General features: G+C 66.3%; 15 protein-coding genes and 1 riboswitch. Of the genes, 11 read left to right on the top strand and 4 right to left on the bottom strand.

Translation table 11 applies throughout. The annotated features are described in order from the left end of the window. Positions 1–75 precede the first annotated feature (75 nt). Positions 76–513, bottom strand: a complete 438-nt coding sequence (locus T8K17_RS17675) for a DUF192 domain-containing protein (protein ID WP_322331056.1) — start codon at positions 511–513, stop codon at positions 76–78. Next, on the bottom strand, positions 510–1,724 hold the full coding sequence (locus T8K17_RS17670; RefSeq protein ID WP_322331055.1) for an acetoin utilization protein AcuC: 1,215 nt from the start codon (positions 1,722–1,724) through the stop codon (positions 510–512). The genes T8K17_RS17675 and T8K17_RS17670 overlap by 4 nt, the downstream gene beginning before the upstream one ends. A 107-nt stretch (positions 1,725–1,831) precedes the next feature. After that, a riboswitch (TPP riboswitch) is annotated at positions 1,832–1,940 on the top strand. Between T8K17_RS17670 and T8K17_RS17665 the strand changes: the two genes are divergently transcribed. Together T8K17_RS17665 and T8K17_RS17660 are read left to right on the top strand one after the other, a co-directional pair. Next, a complete protein-coding gene (locus T8K17_RS17665; RefSeq protein ID WP_322331054.1) occupies positions 1,937–2,728 on the top strand; it encodes an ABC transporter permease in 792 nt (263 codons plus the stop codon). (Overlaps the previous riboswitch by 4 nt.) Before the next feature lie 27 nt (positions 2,729–2,755). After that, entirely contained in the window at positions 2,756–3,688 is a 933-nt protein-coding gene (locus T8K17_RS17660) for an ABC transporter substrate-binding protein (protein ID WP_322331053.1), read from the top strand. On the opposite strand, the gene T8K17_RS17655 is transcribed toward T8K17_RS17660, so the two are convergent. Beyond that, positions 3,667–4,545, bottom strand: a complete 879-nt coding sequence (locus tag T8K17_RS17655; RefSeq protein WP_322331052.1) for a branched-chain amino acid aminotransferase — start codon at positions 4,543–4,545, stop codon at positions 3,667–3,669. The two genes, T8K17_RS17660 and T8K17_RS17655, sit on opposite strands and share 22 nt — an antisense overlap. A gap of 229 nt (positions 4,546–4,774) precedes the next feature. Between T8K17_RS17655 and T8K17_RS17650 the strand changes: the two genes are divergently transcribed. Together T8K17_RS17650 and T8K17_RS17645 are read left to right on the top strand one after the other, a co-directional pair. Then, the gene (locus T8K17_RS17650; RefSeq protein ID WP_322331051.1) at positions 4,775–5,611 is read left to right on the top strand and encodes a universal stress protein; all 837 of its coding nucleotides are present in this window, start codon (positions 4,775–4,777) and stop codon (positions 5,609–5,611) included. 45 nt (positions 5,612–5,656) lie between these two features. Beyond that, entirely contained in the window at positions 5,657–6,268 is a 612-nt protein-coding gene (locus T8K17_RS17645) for an HD domain-containing protein (protein WP_322331050.1), read from the top strand. A gap of 98 nt (positions 6,269–6,366) precedes the next feature. Here T8K17_RS17645 and T8K17_RS17640 read toward each other — a convergent pair whose 3' ends face one another. Continuing rightward, complete coding sequence (locus T8K17_RS17640; RefSeq protein WP_322331049.1) at positions 6,367–7,830, bottom strand: sodium:proton antiporter; 1,464 nt, start codon at positions 7,828–7,830, stop codon at positions 6,367–6,369. A 229-nt stretch (positions 7,831–8,059) separates the two neighbouring features. Between T8K17_RS17640 and T8K17_RS17635 the strand changes: the two genes are divergently transcribed. The 7 genes from T8K17_RS17635 to ppa all read left to right on the top strand — a co-directional run bounded on the left by T8K17_RS17635 (position 8,060) and on the right by ppa (position 15,372). After that, positions 8,060–8,833 (top strand): carbon monoxide dehydrogenase subunit G, encoded by a 774-nt coding sequence (locus T8K17_RS17635; RefSeq protein WP_322331048.1) that lies wholly within the window; start codon positions 8,060–8,062, stop codon positions 8,831–8,833. Between the two features lie 65 nt (positions 8,834–8,898). Continuing rightward, positions 8,899–10,008: an S-(hydroxymethyl)glutathione dehydrogenase/class III alcohol dehydrogenase gene (locus tag T8K17_RS17630; protein WP_322331047.1), complete on the top strand. Its 1,110-nt coding sequence runs from the start codon at positions 8,899–8,901 to the stop codon at positions 10,006–10,008. Positions 10,009–10,389: 381 nt separating this feature from the next. Beyond that, positions 10,390–10,851, top strand: coding sequence for a (2Fe-2S)-binding protein (locus T8K17_RS17625; protein WP_322331046.1), 462 nt, complete (start codon positions 10,390–10,392; stop codon positions 10,849–10,851). 106 nt (positions 10,852–10,957) lie between these two features. Continuing rightward, entirely contained in the window at positions 10,958–13,333 is a 2,376-nt protein-coding gene (locus T8K17_RS17620) for a xanthine dehydrogenase family protein molybdopterin-binding subunit (RefSeq protein ID WP_322331045.1), read from the top strand. 36 nt (positions 13,334–13,369) lie between these two features. After that, on the top strand, positions 13,370–14,167 hold the full coding sequence (locus T8K17_RS17615; protein WP_322331044.1) for a xanthine dehydrogenase family protein subunit M: 798 nt from the start codon (positions 13,370–13,372) through the stop codon (positions 14,165–14,167). A gap of 105 nt (positions 14,168–14,272) precedes the next feature. Beyond that, positions 14,273–14,752 carry an anti-virulence regulator CigR family protein gene (locus tag T8K17_RS17610; RefSeq protein WP_322331043.1) on the top strand — a complete coding sequence of 160 codons (480 nt, stop codon included), beginning with the start codon at positions 14,273–14,275 and terminating at the stop codon, positions 14,750–14,752. Between the two features lie 80 nt (positions 14,753–14,832). Beyond that, on the top strand, positions 14,833–15,372 hold the full coding sequence (gene ppa, locus T8K17_RS17605) for an inorganic diphosphatase (protein ID WP_322331042.1): 540 nt from the start codon (positions 14,833–14,835) through the stop codon (positions 15,370–15,372). Positions 15,373–15,389 lie beyond the last annotated feature (17 nt).

The following is a 15,389-nucleotide window of genomic DNA, read 5'->3' as shown; positions in this document are numbered from 1 at the left end:
GCTTCTCGACAGTTGGCGTCGTCCCGAAGGGTGCCGGAACCGCCATCCAGGCGCCGCGCCGCGCCCCCTGCCCCGCTACCGCATCGCCTCCGACGTCACCAGCGCGCCTGGCGCGAGGCCCAGCCTCTCGGAGGTTCCGCCCGGCAGTTCCAGCACGTAGCGCACCCGCCGACGGGACGAGATGATCGCCTCGGAATGGGGGACCGCGCGCTCGTGGATCTGGGTCACCCGGCCGTCGTCGGCAATGAACAGCATGTCGAGCGGGATCTCGGTGTTGCGCATCCACATGGCGATGCGCTCACGCCGGGGGAACAGGAACAGCATGCCCCGGTCCTCGCCCAGCTCCGTGCGGTACATCAGGCCCTGGGCCCGTTCGTCGGCGGTCTGGGCGATCTCGACTTGGAACGAATGGGCGGCCCCCTTCTCCGTCGTGATGGTGAGCGGCACCAGCTCCGCTGCCCAAGCGGCGGCCGGGGCGAGCAGGAGAAAGACGGTCAGCGCTAGAAGTCTCATGGCTGCAGCACGGCCTCGGCCAGACGGTGGATCTCGTCGCGGACGGGGCCGCGGTTCGGCGGATCGGCGATCGTGGTGAACCAGTGCTCCGGCGGATTGCGCCCCCGGCTGTGGTTCCATTCGAGACCGCGCAGCACCGACTCCGCGGCGCCCTGGGTCGGTACGTCCGGGTCGATCCCGTTCAGGGTCGCCCAGATGCCGGTCCAGGCACGAGCGACCGACCAGGGATTATAGCCCCCTCCCCCCACCACCAACACCCGTGGTGCGCAATGAACCAGCCGCTCCACCGCCGTCCACAGCGCGCGGTTCGACAGGTCCAGTTTCGCCTGAGGATCGTCGGACAGGCCGTCGGCCCCGGTCTGGATCACCAGCGCATCGGGAAAGAAGCGCTCGACCAATGGCACGACCGCGCCCTCCACCAAGACCTCCAGCTCGCTGTCGTTCAGCCCCTGGGGTACCGGCAGGTTGCGGGCCATGCCCCCGGCCCGGTCATGGACCGGACCGGTGCGCGGCCAGCGGCCGTCCTCGTGGACGGAGATCGTGAGCACCCGGTCGTCGTGGTGAAAGGCGTCCTGCACGCCGTCGCCGTGATGGGCATCCAGATCCACATAGGCGACCCGCTCCAGCCCGTGGTCGAGCATGGCCAGGATACCGAGGACCGGATCGTTGAAATAGCAGAAGCCCCAGGCCATCGACCGTCGGCCGTGGTGGGTTCCGCCCGCGAGCGAGTGGATCACCCCGCGCTCCACACCGGCCAGGAGGGTACCGGCGAGGATCGACGCCCCCGAGGAGGTGGCGGGGCGGCGAAAGATCTCGGCGAAGACCGGGTTGCCGTTACGGCCGATATTGTAGCGGTCGCGGATCTCTTCCGGCACGTGGCGGGTGCGCTCGGCCTCGGCGACGGCGGCGATGTAGTCGGGCTCGTGGAAGCGGGTGAGCTGCTCCGGTCCCGCCTGCAGGCAGTCGAGATACTGGGCCTCGCCCAGCCAGCCCAGCGCCCGGGCCAGGTCGATCACCGGCGTGACCCGCTGGATCGACAGCGGATGGCGTCGGCCATAGACCGAATGGCGGTAGATCTCGTTGCCGATCAGGATCGGTCGGCGCGGGAACGCCCCCGGCGCCGGCTTCAGCACACCGGCCGTCCAGCGCGGGTCGCGCCGGGCGGTGACCGAGGGATCGACGATCGGGTTTAGCTCTGCGGGGCTGGCCATGTCCATGGGTCGAAATCTGGAACGCCGACAGGCGCTTGCCAAGTGCCGAGCGTCCGATCGGCCAGATCACGGATTGCCAAGGCCGTCCCGTCGGTCCATTCTCCGGCTCGCCACTTCGGGGGAGCCGCATCCAGCGGCTGAGAGGTCCGATCTCCGGACGACCCCAGGAACCTGATCCGGTTTGTACCGGCGTAGGGAGCAAGGAGGCTTGCATGCGCGCGAGCGCACCCGCCTATTCGTCCGACAGTCCTCTCGTGAAACGGTTGCGGCCGCTCGCCATCGCCGCCGGTCTGGTCGCGGCCTGGCAGCTGCTCGTCTGGCTGAGCGGCGTGCCCGCCTTCATCCTGCCCGGCCCCGCCGAGGTCGCGGTCACCTGGGTCAAGCGCGTCAACACTATCCTCCACCACGCCGGCATCACCATGCTGGAGATCGTGCTGGGTCTGATGATCGGCGTGCTGGTCGGGCTGGCGACGGCGGTGATGCTGTCCGAATGGCGCCGCCTGCGGCCCTGGCTGCTGCCGATCCTGGTGATCAGCCAGGCGATCCCGGTTTTCGCCCTGGCCCCGATCCTGGTGCTCTGGCTCGGCTATGGCATGGCCAGCAAGGTCGCCATGGCGGCCCTGATCATCTTCTTTCCCGTGACATCGGCCCTGTATGACGGGCTGCGCCGGGTCGATCCGCTCTGGCTGGAGGCCGCCCGGTCGCTGGGCTGCACCGGCACGCGGCTGTTCCGCCGGGTCCGTCTGCCGGCCGCCCTGCCCGCCTTCGCTTCCGGTCTCAGAGTGGCCACCGCCGTCGCTCCCATCGGCGCGGTCGTCGGCGAGTGGGTCGGGTCCTCGGCCGGACTCGGCTACCTGATGCTGCACGCCAACGCGCGGCTGCAGATCGACCTGATGTTCGCGGCCCTCCTCACCCTCGCCCTCATGGCGGTGGCGCTCTACGCCGCCGTCGACTTCCTTCTGCGCCGAGCCGTGGCCTGGCAGCCCGGCGAAGCCGAGTCCTGATCAAGAACGCCAATCGGAGAGAAACGCATGCGCCTTCTGCTCGCCACCCTTGTCGCCCTGTCGCTGGCCACGCCGGCGCAGGCGGCCGACAAGCTGACCGTCCTGCTCGACTGGTTCGTGAACCCGGACCACGCGCCGCTCTTCGTCGCCCAGGCCATCGGCGCCTATGAGGCCGAGGGCCTGGAGGTGGAGATGATCGCCCCGGCCGACCCGAACGACCCGCCGAAGCTGGTCGCCGCCGGCAAGGCGGAGGTCGCGATCTCCTACCAGCCCCAGCTTCACATCCAGGCCGATGTCGGCCTGCCGCTGATGCGGTTCGGCACCCTGGTCGCCACCCCGCTGAACACGCTGGTCGTGCTGGAGGACGGTCCGATCAAGGAGATCGCCGACCTGAAAGGCCGCAAGATCGGCTTCTCCGTGGGCGGCTTCGAGCACGCGGTGCTGGGCGCGATCCTGAAGCAAGCCGGGCTCGGCAAGGACGACTACGAGCTGGTGAACGTGAACTTCTCGCTCTCGCCCGCGCTCATCTCCGGCCAGGTGGACGCGGTGATCGGCGCCTACCGGAACTTCGAGCTCAACCAGATGGACATCGTCGGCAAGCCGGGCCGCGCCTTCTTTGTGGAGGAGCACGGCGTGCCGCCCTATGACGAGCTGATCTACCTCACCAACAAGGACTTGATCGGCGATCCCCGCCTGAAGCGGTTCCTCAACGCGGTCGAGGCCGGGACCCAATACCTGATCAACCACCCGGACGATTCGTGGGCGAAGTTCATCGCGCTGAACCCGGACCTGGACGACGAGCTGAACAAGCGGGCGTGGCGGGACACCCTGCCCCGCTTCGCCCTGCGGCCCGCCGCCCTGGATGTCGGCCGCTACGAACGGTTCGCGGCCTTCATGAAGGCGGCGGGGCTGATCGAAAACAACCCGCCGGTGGAAAGCTACGCCACCGCCCTGCGGTAGGCGCTGCCGGCGCTCGGCACGCGGCTCGCCTCGATATGGGCCGCGTAGAGCTCCCGGGCGGTGCGGAAGATCGGCCCCGGCTGAAGCTCCCGCGCCTCCCAGCCGGTCACGGCCTGCACCTTGCCCATGTTGCCGGTGGTGAAGATCTCGTCCGCCATGTCGAGATCGGCCGGGGTCACGCTCCGCTGCTCGACCGGGATGCCGGCCTCGGTCAGCAGCGCGATCACCCGGTTCTTGGTGATGCCGTCCAGGAAGGTGCCGTTCGGTTTCGGCGTGATCGCCACGCCGTCCTTGGCGAACCACAGGTTGGCGTGGCTGAACTCGGCCACGTTGCCCTCATGGTCGCAGACCACCCCGAGGGTGAAGCCCTTGGCCATCGCCTCGCGCCGGGCGCGCTGGGAGTTCGGATAGAGGGCGCCTGCCTTGGCGTCGGTCGGGGCCTGGTCCGGTGCTGGGCGGCGGATCGAGGTCATCGTCGCCTTGCCCGCGTTCTCGCCGGGCATCGGTGCCTCGAAGATCGCCAGGGTGAAGCGGATGTCGCCGGTTTCCGGCAGGATCGAGCCGCCGCTGCAGAACACCATCGGCCGCAGGTAGTAGTCCTTGTCGGCCGGCAGCATCTCCAGCCCCTCAATGCAGAGCCGGTGCACCTCTTCCGCGGACAGCGGACAGGCCATGCCGATGGCCGCGGCCGAGCGGATCAGGCGGGCGCAGTGCCGGTCCAGATCCGGCGCGCAGCCGCCGATCGCCCGGGCGCCGTCGAAAACCGTGTTGCCCGACCAGAACGCCAGATCGAGCGGGCCGGACACCAGCGGCTGTTCGTTGCGCCATTGACCGTCGTACCAGTACATACCTGCCATAACGATCCTCCGTTGGGACATAAAATTGTTATGTCAGTATTACTGACCTTATTTAGGTCAGTGTTCCATACCTATTTTTGCAAAGGGCTTTGCGGGAACACGGTGTCAGGGTGACAATCGCCCCGAGAATTCGCCCCGACGCGCACCGCGCCGCATTGCCTCCCATCGGCGCGGCCGTTAGGGTTTCGGCCCAAACTGAACCATAAGAAACCGCACCGGAGACGGCCCGATGGCGATCAAATCGATCCTCTGTCACATGGCGAACGACGACAGGCACAGGGATCGCCTGGAACTCGCCATTCAACTGACCACCCGGTTCTCCGGGCATCTGGACGTGCTGTACAACACCGCGCCGGCGACCATGCCCGCCGGAGCCGCCGGCAGGGCCGCCTCCAACGTGTTCCTGGCCGAGCAGCGCGATATCGCCAAGAAGAAGGCCGAAGCCATCCGCAAGGAACTGGACGAGCGCTTTGCCCAGGTCGATGTGAGCCACGCCTATCACCAGACCGAGGGCGATCACGTCGAGAAGCTGGCCGAATACGCCCATCTGAGCGACCTGGTGATCGTGTCCCAAGCGCCGCCGAAGGGCGTGACCAGCAGCATCGCGCTGCATCACCCCGAGGAGATCGCACTGGAGGCGGGCTGCGGCACGCTGGTGCTGCCGCATGAGGAGGATTTCTGGTCTCCCGGCCGCCGGGTCGGCAGCCGTGTCGCCGTCGCCTGGAGGAACTGCCGCGAGGCGATCCGCGCCGTCCGCGAGGCCATGCCGTTCCTGCTCGAGGCCGATGACGTCCATGTCTTCACCGAGGAGGAAGAGGCAAAGTCGCTGAAGGGCGTCGGCATCGGCCGCTACCTCTCCATGCACGGCGTCAGCGCCACGGTGCACACCGACATTCACGACGAAGGAAATATCGGCGAGCAGCTCCTGGCCCGCGCGGCGGCCTATGACTGCGACCTTCTGGTGATGGGCGCCTACAGCCGGTCGCGCTGGCGCGAGCTGCTGATGGGCGGAGTGTCGGAATATGTCCTGCACCATCTCGACCGGCCGGTGCTGATGTCTCACTGACCTTTCAGGTCGGGGTGCGCCTCGACCCAACCGAGGAGGATGCCCATGGACGGCAGCAGCGCGGAAACCGTCTCCTTCACCCAGATGAAGGACGGCACGCGGGAGGACTATCTGCTCCTGGCCGAGCACGAGCATGCCTATCAGGCCGGCACGGCCGACCGGGTCCTCGGCGAACTGCGCCGCCAGGGAGAGCAGACCCTGGAGGGCTACAAGATCACCCGGCTTGACCATGGGCTGCAGTCGGCCGCCCGGGCCGAGGCGGACGGCGCCGATATCGACTGGATCGTCGGCGCCCTGCTCCACGACATCGGCGACGGGCTCGCGCCGCAGAACCACGACCGCATGGCCGCGGAGGTGATCCGGCCCTTCGTGCGCTGGGACGTGAGCTGGGTGGTGGAGCACCACGGCATCTTCCAGATGCTGTACTATGCCCATCACTACGGCTGGGACCGAGATGCGCGCGAGAAGTTCCGCGACCATCCCTGCTTCCAGCAATGCGCCGAGTTCTGCGAGCGCTGGGACCAGGCGTCGTTCGACCCGGCCTATCCGACCCCGCCGCTGGAGCATTTCGAGCCGATGGTGCGCGAGGTCTTTGCCCGCAAGGCCTACGACCCGGCGGTGATCCGCGAGGGCGAGGTCACTGCGCTGACTGCCTGACTCCAACGCCTACGGGCGAAAGCTTCAGGGCGCTAAAAGAGAAGGCCGGGCACCCGTCGGGGCGCCCGGCCTTTTTCATATCCGCGCCGAGGGATCGATCAGGCGAAGAACACGAACCCGACGACCACGAAGAGCGGCACCAGGATCAGGCCCGACCACAGCATGTAGCCGAAGAAACTGGGCATCGGAATGCCGCGCTCCTCGGCGATCGCCTTGACCATGAAGTTCGGCGCGTTGCCGATATAGGTATTGGCGCCCATGAACACGGCACCGGCCGAAATCGCCAGCAGGGTGTTCGCCAGGGGCCCCATCAGGTGCTGGGCATCGCCGCCGGCAGTGTTGAAAAACACGAGATACGTCGGTGCGTTATCCAGGAACGACGAGAGAATGCCGGTCAGCCAGAAATAGGCCAGGTTCACAGGCTCGCCTGTCTCGTTGGAGACCGCCGACACCACGTCGCGCAGGGAACCGTCTGTCCCGGCCTTCAGGATGGCGATCGCCGGGATGATGGTCAGGAAGATGCCGGCAAAAAGCTTGGCGACCTCCAGGATCGGGAACCAGGTGAAGCCGTTGGCCAGCCGGCTTTCCAGGCTGGTCACCTTCCACGAGATGAACGCGATGGCCAGCAGCAGCAGGTCGCGCACGATGTTCTGGATCTCCCACTGCACGTGATAGACGTCGATGCTGATGCCGGGCTTCCACACACCGGACAGAAGCACCGCGCCGACCACGCCGCCGAGCAGCAGGATGTTGAACTTGCCCTCCAGGCCGATCTTTTCGCCGGCGGTGGCCGGGACGGCCCGAACCTCTTCGCTCTCCTTTGCCCAGAAGAAGCGGTCGAGACCGTAGAACACCACCAGAAGGACCGCCGACACCATCGCCATCGGGGCCAGCATGTGGGTTGTCGGCCAGAAGAACGACACGCCCTTGAGGAAGCCCAGGAACAGCGGCGGGTCGCCGAGCGGCGTCAGCGATCCGCCGATATTCGCCACCAGGAAGATGAAGAAGACGACCACATGGACCTTATGCTTGCGGTCCTCGTTCGCATTCAGGATCGGGCGGATCAGCAGCATGGCGGCACCGGTGGTGCCCATCCAGCTCGCGATGACCGTGCCCAGAAGCAGGATGCCGGTGTTCATCTCCGGCGTGCCGCGCAGGGTGCCGGTCACCCGCACACCGCCGGCCACGGTGAAGAGCGACAGCAGCAGGATGATGAAGGGGATGTATTCCAGCAGCCCGACATGCAGCACTTCGTAAAGCGCCAGGTCGAATCCGAAGATCAGGGCGAAGGGAACCATGAAGGCAAGCGCCCAGAAGGCCGAGATCTTGCCGAAGTGATGGTGCCAGAACTCGCCGGCGACCAGCGGGAAAATGGCGATGGACAGCAGGATGCCTGCGAATGGGATCACCCAGAGCAGGTTCATCTGCGCGCCATCGAGATGCGGCGCCCCCTCGGCTGCGGCCCAGGCCGATCCGGCGGTAAGCGCCGTCAGAACCGTCGCCGTCAGCAGCCAACTCATCAGGCGGCGCGCCCCGTCCCAGCCCATCTTCGTCTTAGGCATCCCTCTCCATCCTCCCACGGCGTCTGCACGACCGATACGTCGCCGGTCTTCGGTTCCGGCCCTTAAAGGCGCGCGAGTATGCCCCAACGTCAGCCCCCCTGAAACCCCCGCTGCCGTGCGACGTTACGTACCGGCGGGTCGGTGACAAGCCGCGCGCAAACATGATAGATGCCCTGTAAGAGATGACTGTGACGACAGCCCGCGGATCCAGGAGATCGTCCCGATGGACATGACCGGTACACAGACCATTCCCGCCCCTCGCCAGACGGTTTGGGAGGCGCTGAACGACCCGGACGTGCTGAAGGAATGCATCCCGGGTTGCGAGGAAATCGAGCGCACCGGCGATCATGGCTTCACCGCCAAGGTCTCGGCCAAGGTCGGCCCGGTGAAGGCGAAATTCGCCGGCGCCGTCGAACTGCAGGACCTCAATCCGCCGGAGAGCTACACTATTGTCGGCGAAGGCAAGGGCGGTGCCGCCGGCTTCGCCAAGGGCGGTGCCAAGGTCCACCTGGAAGAGACGACCGAGAACGGCGAGCCCGCCACCATTCTGACCTACGAGGTCAACGCCAATGTCGGCGGCAAGCTCGCGGCGATCGGCAGCCGACTGATCGATTCGACCGCCAAGAAATACGCCAACGACTTCTTCGAGAAGTTCAAGGAGATCGCGTCAAACCGCGCGCCGTCCGGCGGCGCCGCCCCGACGCAAGCGGCCGAGACGCCGCCCGCCGATGCCAAACCGGCCGGCGCCCAGACGGCACCGGCTGCTCCGGCGCCTGCCGCTGCTGCGCCCGCACCCGTTCAATCTACCCCTGTGACGCCTGCCCCTGCCAAGAAGGAGGACCATGCCGTGGCCGCTGCCAGCACCAATCCGAACAGCGACGAGATGAAGCGCCTCGGGATCCCCGCCGAGAACGTCTATGAAGGCCTGCACTGGGCCGCCGGCCTGGCCTGGGTGGCCCTGGCCGCCGCCGCGATCATGCTGGTCGTCTTGGCCAACGCCTGATCCGTCCGACGAAGGACCGGGCGGCAAGACCCGGTCCCACTGCCGCCGAGCCCGAGGGGGAAACCATGAAGACACGTGCCGCCGTCGCATTCGCCGCCGGCAAGCCGCTGGAGATCTGCGACGTCGATCTGGAAGGCCCAAAGGAGGGCGAGGTCCTGGTCGAGGTCAAGGCCACCGGCATCTGCCACACCGACGCCTTCACCCTGTCGGGCGGCGACCCGGAAGGCATCTTCCCCTCGATCCTCGGCCATGAGGGTGCCGGCGTCGTCGTCGATGTCGGCCCCGGCGTGAAAACCCTGAAGAAGGGCGACCACGTGATTCCGCTCTACACCCCGGAATGCCGGGAGTGCGAGTACTGCCTGAATCCGAAGACCAACCTCTGCCAGAAGATCCGCACCACCCAGGGCCAGGGACTGATGCCGGACGGCACCTCGCGCTTCTCGCTCGATGGCAAGCCGCTGTTCCACTACATGGGCTGCTCGACCTTCGCCAACCACACGGTCCTGCCGGAGATCGCGCTGGCCAAGGTCCGCCAGGACGCGCCGTTCGACAAGATCTGCTACATCGGCTGCGGCGTGACCACGGGCATCGGCGCGGTGGTGAACACCGCCAAGGTCGAACCCGGTTCAAACGTGGTCGTCTTCGGCCTGGGCGGCATCGGCCTGAACGTGATCCAGGGCGCCAAGATGGTCGGCGCCAACATGATCGTGGGCGTCGACCTGAACCCGGCCCGCAAGGCGCTGGGCGAGCAGTTCGGCATGACCCATTTCGTCAATCCCAAGGAGATCGACGGCGACATCGTCGGTCACCTGGTGGAACTGACCGGCGGCGGGGCCGACTACTCCTTCGAGTGCATCGGCAACACCACGACCATGCGCCAGGCCCTGGAATGCGCCCATAAGGGCTGGGGCGAGAGCATCATCATCGGCGTCGCCGGCGCGGGCCAGGAGATCTCCACCCGCCCGTTCCAGCTCGTCACCGGCCGGTCCTGGCGCGGCACGGCCTTCGGCGGCGCGCGCGGCCGCACCGACGTGCCGAAGATCGTCGACTGGTACATGGACGGGAAGATCAACATCGACGACCTGATCACCCACACCATGCCGCTGGAAGAGATCAACGAGGGCTTCCACCTCATGCACGAGGGCAAGTCGATCCGCAGCGTCGTGGTCTACTGAGCGCTTCCCTGCCCGCTTGCGACGATGGCCGCCGAGGGAGACCCGGCGGCCATTTTCTTTTCTTCCCTCCCCCTCTTCACTCACTCCCCGGACTTGTGCCGGGGCGATCCCGTGCGGTCGGACGGTGCGGGAGGATGATCTCCGCCGCCCGCGCGTGATCCCACGGATCACCCCGGAACAAGTCCGGGGATTGTTCTGAGGAAAGTCGAGGCGAACCCGGCGCGACATTACGGGGCACCCGGGTCGCGGCCTCGCCGCTTGACCTTGGGCGGGCGGGGAATGAGACTGCACCCTTGAGAGGGGCGGCACCTGGTTAACGGTCGCCTAAAGAGCCCCCTGCCAACCAAACCAGTCGACTGCTTCACGAGGGAGAATAAGGGCATGCCCACGGTATCCATGACGGTGAACGGCAAGAAGGTCTCCGGCGAGGTCGAGGGCCGGACCCTGCTCGTTCAGTTCCTGCGCGAGAATCTCCGCCTGACCGGCACCCATGTCGGCTGCGACACCAGCCAGTGCGGCGCCTGCGTCGTCCATGTGAACGGCGACAGCATGAAGTCCTGCACGCTCCTGGCGGTCCAGGCCGAAGGTGCGGAGATCACCACCATCGAAGGTCTCGCCGACGGCGACACCCTGCATCCGATGCAGGAGGCTTTCCGCGACAACCACGGCCTGCAGTGCGGCTTCTGCACCCCGGGCATGGTGATGAGCGCGGTCGATCTGGTGAAGAAGAACCCGAAGGCCAGCGAGCAGGAAATCCGCGAGTGGCTGGAAGGCAACATCTGCCGCTGCACCGGCTACCACAACATCGTGAAGTCGATCCAGCAGGCCCAGCAGACGATCTGACCGGACCGGCGATACGCCAGGTTCGCTTAGACTGATCTCGAAACAATGTCCGGCAACCCCTTGTCACTAAAAAGAACAGGGGGACCGGCGACTAGGGAGAGAGAGCATGCCTGAGGGAGGTACCGGCATCGGCGCGGCCGTGAAGCGCGTCGAAGACAAGCGGTTCCTGACCGGTCGCGGCAACTACACCGACGACATCAACCGGCCGAACCAGACCTACGCCTATATCCTGCGCAGCACGCATGCCCACGCCACGATCAACTCGGTCGACACCGGCGACGCCAAGGCGGCACCCGGGGTTTTGGCGGTGTTCACCGGCGCGGATATGGAGACCGGCGGGCTGCCATGCGGCTGGCAGGTGCATTCCAAAGACGGCTCGCCGATGCACGAGCCGCCGCACCCCCCGCTCGCCAAGGGCAAGGTGCGCCACGTGGGCGACCCGGTCGCCGTGGTGATCGCCGAGACCTACGCCCAGGCGAAGGACGCGGCCGAGCTGATCGCGGTCGACTACGGCACCCTACCCGCCGTCGTGAACATGAACGACGCCCTGGCCGGCAAGACCCTCGTGCATGACGAGATCGGCACGAACCTCTGCTACGACTGGGAGATCGGCGACGAGGCCCAGATCGACGAGGCGTTCGCCAAGGCGCATCACGTCACCGAGATCGACATCATCAACAACCGCCTGATCCCCAACGCCATGGAGCCGCGCGCGGCCGTTGGCGAATACGACCGGGCGACCGACGAGTACACCCTGTTCACCACCAGCCAGAACCCGCATGTGATCCGGCTGCTGATGGGCGCCTTCGTCCTCTCGATTCCCGAGCACAAGCTGCGGGTCGTCGCCCCCGATGTGGGCGGCGGATTCGGCTCGAAGATCTACCACTACGCCGAGGAAGCGATCGTCACCTGGGCCGCACCCCGGGTCGGCCGGCCGATCAAGTGGACCTGCGACCGGTCGGACGCCTTCATCTCCGACGCCCATGGCCGCGACCACATCTCCAAAGCCAAGATGGCGATGGACAGCGAGGGCAAGTTCCTGGCGCTGAAGGTCGAGACCAAGGCGAATATGGGCGCCTATCTGTCGACCTTCGCGCCCTGCGTGCCGACCTATCTCTACGCGACGCTGCTGGCCGGCGTGTACTCGACGCCGCTGATCTACTGCAACGTGAAGGCGATCTTCACCAACACGGTACCGGTGGACGCCTATCGCGGTGCGGGACGGCCGGAAGCGACCTATCTCCTGGAACGGCTGGTGGCGAAATGCGCCCGCGAGATGGGCATGAGCCAAACCGACATCCGCCGGGCCAACTTCATCCCGGCCGACGCCTTCCCCTACCAGACGCCGGTGGCGCTGCAATACGACAGCGGCAACTACATCGCGACCCTGGATAAGGCGGAGAGCGTCCATGACGTCGCCGGGTTCGAGGCGCGGCGCAAGGAGTCCGAGGCCAAGGGCAAGCGCCGCGGCATCGGCTACTCCACCTATCTAGAAGCCTGCGGCATCGCGCCGTCCGCTGTCGTCGGCTCGCTCGGCGCCCGTGCCGGCCTCTACGAATCGGCCGAGGTCCGGGTACATCCGACAGGCTCGGTGACGGTCTTCACCGGCTCGCATAGCCACGGCCAGGGCCATGAGACCACCTTCGCCCAGCTCGTGTCCGAACGGCTCGGCCTGCCGATGTCGAATATCGAGATCAGCCACGGCGACACCAACAAGGTGCAGTTCGGCATGGGCACCTACGGCTCGCGCTCGCTGGCCGTCGGTGGCGAAGCCATCATGAAGGCGATGGACAAGGTCGTGAACAAGGCCAAGAAGATCGCCGCCCATATCCTGGAAGCCTCGGAAAGCGACATCGAGTTCAAGGACGGCGCCTTCACCGTTGCCGGCACCGACCGCTCGATGGCCTTCGGCGAGGTCGCGCTTGCCGCCTATGTCCCGCACAACTTCCCGCACGACGAGCTGGAGCCCGGGCTGGACGAAAAGGCGTTCTACGATCCGCTGAACTTCACGTTCCCCGGCGGCTGCCACATCTGCGAGGTCGAAGTCGACCCCGACACCGGCAAGGTCCGAATCGACAGGATGACGGCGGTTGACGATGTCGGCCGGGTCATCAACCCGATGATCGTGGAAGGCCAGATCCACGGCGGCCTCGCCCAGGGAATCGGCCAAGCGTTGCAGGAAGGCTGCGTCTATTCCGACGATGGTCAGCTGGTGACCGGTTCCTATATGGACTACAGCATGCCGCGCGCCGATGATCTGCCGAGCTTTTCGGCAGGCACCGAGATCACGCTGTGCGCCCATAACTCCCTGGGAGTGAAGGGCTGCGGCGAGGTCGGTGCCATCGGTTCCCCGCCGGCCGTGATCAACGCGGTGGTCGACGCGCTCTGGGATTTGGGCGTACACGACATGCCGATGCCCGCAACCCCGCAGACGGTGTGGAAGGCCATCAAAGCCGCTTCCCCCGCCGTCGCCGCCGAATAGATGACCTGACGACAAGGGTTACAGGAGACACAAGCCATGTACGATTTCGCCTATCACAAACCGTCGTCCGTCGCCGATGCGGTCGCTGCCCGCAGCGGGGCCGAGGATGGCACTTACGTGGCCGGCGGGATGACGCTGGTGCCCACGCTGAAACAGCGTCTGGCCCAGCCCTCCGACCTGGTCGATCTTGGCGGTATCGGTGACCTGAAGGGCATCACCGTTTCCGGCGACACGGTCACCATCGGCGCGATGACCACCCATGGGGCGGTCTCCGAGTCCGCCGATGTCCAGTCGGCGATCCCGGCTCTGGCCAAGCTGGCCGGCTCCATCGGCGATCCGCAGGTCCGCAACCGCGGCACCATCGGCGGATCCGTCGCCAACAACGACCCCGCGGCCGACTATCCGGCGGCCTGCCTGGCCCTCGGCGCCACGATCAAGACCGACAAGCGCGAGATCCCGGCGGACGAGTTCTTCTCGGGCCTGTTCGAGACCGCGCTCGAGGATGGCGAGATGATCGTCTCGGTCTCCTTCCCCAAGCCGGAGAAGGCGGCCTATCAGAAGTTCATCAACCCGGCCTCGCGCTATGCCCTGGTCGGCGTGTTTGTCGCCAAGACCGGCGGTGGCGTGAAGGTGGCGGTCACCGGTGCCGGCCAGGACGGCGTCTTCCGGGTGCCGGAGATGGAGAGCGCCCTGTCTTCCAGCCTCTCCGCCGACGCCCTGGACGGGATCGCGGTGGATGCCGACACCCTGAACTCCGACATCCATGCCAGTGCCGAGTACCGCTCGCACCTGATCACGGTGATGGCCAAGCGCGCGGTCGCTGCCTTGTCCTGACCGTTTCTGGGAATTTCTGAAGGCTGGGCCGGTTCTGATAGTGGAACCGGCCCTTTGCTTTGGCGTTTGTGATATCGTCAGGCGTTTGAGTTTCAGGAGTTTCCAATGGCCTTCAAATCGATCGTCCTCAGTGCCGTGCTGGCCGCTGCCCTCGCGGCCCCGGCCTTCGCCAAGAACGACAAGGCCCCCGGCAACGCCGGAAACGGCAAGCCGGCCCATGCCGGCAACCCCGGCAATCAGGGCGGCGGATCGAACAGCACGTCCGACGGCGTCGCCGCGGCTGCGGCGGCCGGCGCGGTTCTGGCCGGCATTCTGCTGAGCGATCAGGAACGGAGCACCATTACCCGCTACTTCCAGACCCATCCCCAGCCTGTGACGTCGCTGCCCCCGGGTATTGCCAAGAACTTGGCGCGCGGCAAGCCGCTGCCGCCGGGCATTGCCAAGAAGGCGGCGCCGAACGATCTGCTCCGTCAGCTCACGATCCCCCGGGGCTATACATTGGAGACCGTCGGCACCGACGTGGTCCTGATCGAGATCGGCACGCGGATTGTCGCAGACCTGCTCAAAGACGTGATCCGGAACTAATCGCACCTTGCCCCGGGCTCGCGGCCGGTCTATGTCGCACCGCAACAAAATCCACGTAACGCGATCCCGGGGACTTTCCCATGCGCATTTCCCACATTCCCATCGGCAAGAACCCGCCCCACGACGTCAACGTGCTGATCGAGGTCTCGCTCGGCTCGGATCCGGTGAAGTATGAGTTCGACGAGGACAGCGGCGCGCTGTTCGTCGACCGGTTCCTGCACACCGCTATGACATACCCGTGCAACTACGGCTTCGTGCCGCACACGCTGGCCAATGACGGCGATCCGGTGGACGTGCTGGTGGTCGGCAGCAACCCGATCATGCCGAAGGCGGTCATCAATGTGCGTCCGGTCGGCGTGCTGATCATGGAAGACCAGGAAGGCATGGACGAAAAGATCCTGGCCGTGCCGGTCGACAAGCTGCACCCGTACTACTCGGACATCGCCTCCTGGACCGACCTGCCGGCGATCCTGACCGACCAGATCAAGCACTTCTTCACCCACTACAAGGACCTCGAGGTCGGCAAGTGGGTCCGCGTCGACCGCTGGGGCGACGCCGACGAGGCGAAGAAGCTGATCACCGAAGGCATCGAGTCCGCCAAGAAGAAGGCCGGCGCCTGAGGACGGCGGTTGGATCC

This window comes from Thalassobaculum sp. OXR-137 (assembly GCF_034377285.1).
In the GTDB taxonomy this organism is placed as follows: domain Bacteria; phylum Pseudomonadota; class Alphaproteobacteria; order Thalassobaculales; family Thalassobaculaceae; genus Thalassobaculum.
This window is presented reverse-complemented; position numbering and strand designations above follow the sequence as displayed.

Bases quoted from the DNA above. Each gene is read 5' to 3' on its own strand.
- T8K17_RS17640 (WP_322331049.1), bottom strand. From the start codon at position 7,830: ATGCCTAAGACGAAGATGGGCTGGGACGGGGCGCGCCGCCTGATGAGT.
- T8K17_RS17655 (WP_322331052.1), bottom strand. From the start codon at position 4,545: ATGGCAGGTATGTACTGGTACGACGGTCAATGGCGCAACGAACAGCCG.
- T8K17_RS17660 (WP_322331053.1), top strand. From the start codon at position 2,756: ATGCGCCTTCTGCTCGCCACCCTTGTCGCCCTGTCGCTGGCCACGCCG.
- T8K17_RS17670 (WP_322331055.1), bottom strand. From the start codon at position 1,724: ATGGCCAGCCCCGCAGAGCTAAACCCGATCGTCGATCCCTCGGTCACC.
- T8K17_RS17615 (WP_322331044.1), top strand. From the start codon at position 13,370: ATGTACGATTTCGCCTATCACAAACCGTCGTCCGTCGCCGATGCGGTC.
- T8K17_RS17635 (WP_322331048.1), top strand. From the start codon at position 8,060: ATGACCGGTACACAGACCATTCCCGCCCCTCGCCAGACGGTTTGGGAG.
- T8K17_RS17675 (WP_322331056.1), bottom strand. From the start codon at position 513: ATGAGACTTCTAGCGCTGACCGTCTTTCTCCTGCTCGCCCCGGCCGCC.
- T8K17_RS17630 (WP_322331047.1), top strand. From the start codon at position 8,899: ATGAAGACACGTGCCGCCGTCGCATTCGCCGCCGGCAAGCCGCTGGAG.
- T8K17_RS17620 (WP_322331045.1), top strand. From the start codon at position 10,958: ATGCCTGAGGGAGGTACCGGCATCGGCGCGGCCGTGAAGCGCGTCGAA.
- T8K17_RS17645 (WP_322331050.1), top strand. From the start codon at position 5,657: ATGGACGGCAGCAGCGCGGAAACCGTCTCCTTCACCCAGATGAAGGAC.
- T8K17_RS17610 (WP_322331043.1), top strand. From the start codon at position 14,273: ATGGCCTTCAAATCGATCGTCCTCAGTGCCGTGCTGGCCGCTGCCCTC.
- T8K17_RS17650 (WP_322331051.1), top strand. From the start codon at position 4,775: ATGGCGATCAAATCGATCCTCTGTCACATGGCGAACGACGACAGGCAC.
- T8K17_RS17625 (WP_322331046.1), top strand. From the start codon at position 10,390: ATGCCCACGGTATCCATGACGGTGAACGGCAAGAAGGTCTCCGGCGAG.
- T8K17_RS17665 (WP_322331054.1), top strand. From the start codon at position 1,937: ATGCGCGCGAGCGCACCCGCCTATTCGTCCGACAGTCCTCTCGTGAAA.
- ppa (WP_322331042.1), top strand. From the start codon at position 14,833: ATGCGCATTTCCCACATTCCCATCGGCAAGAACCCGCCCCACGACGTC.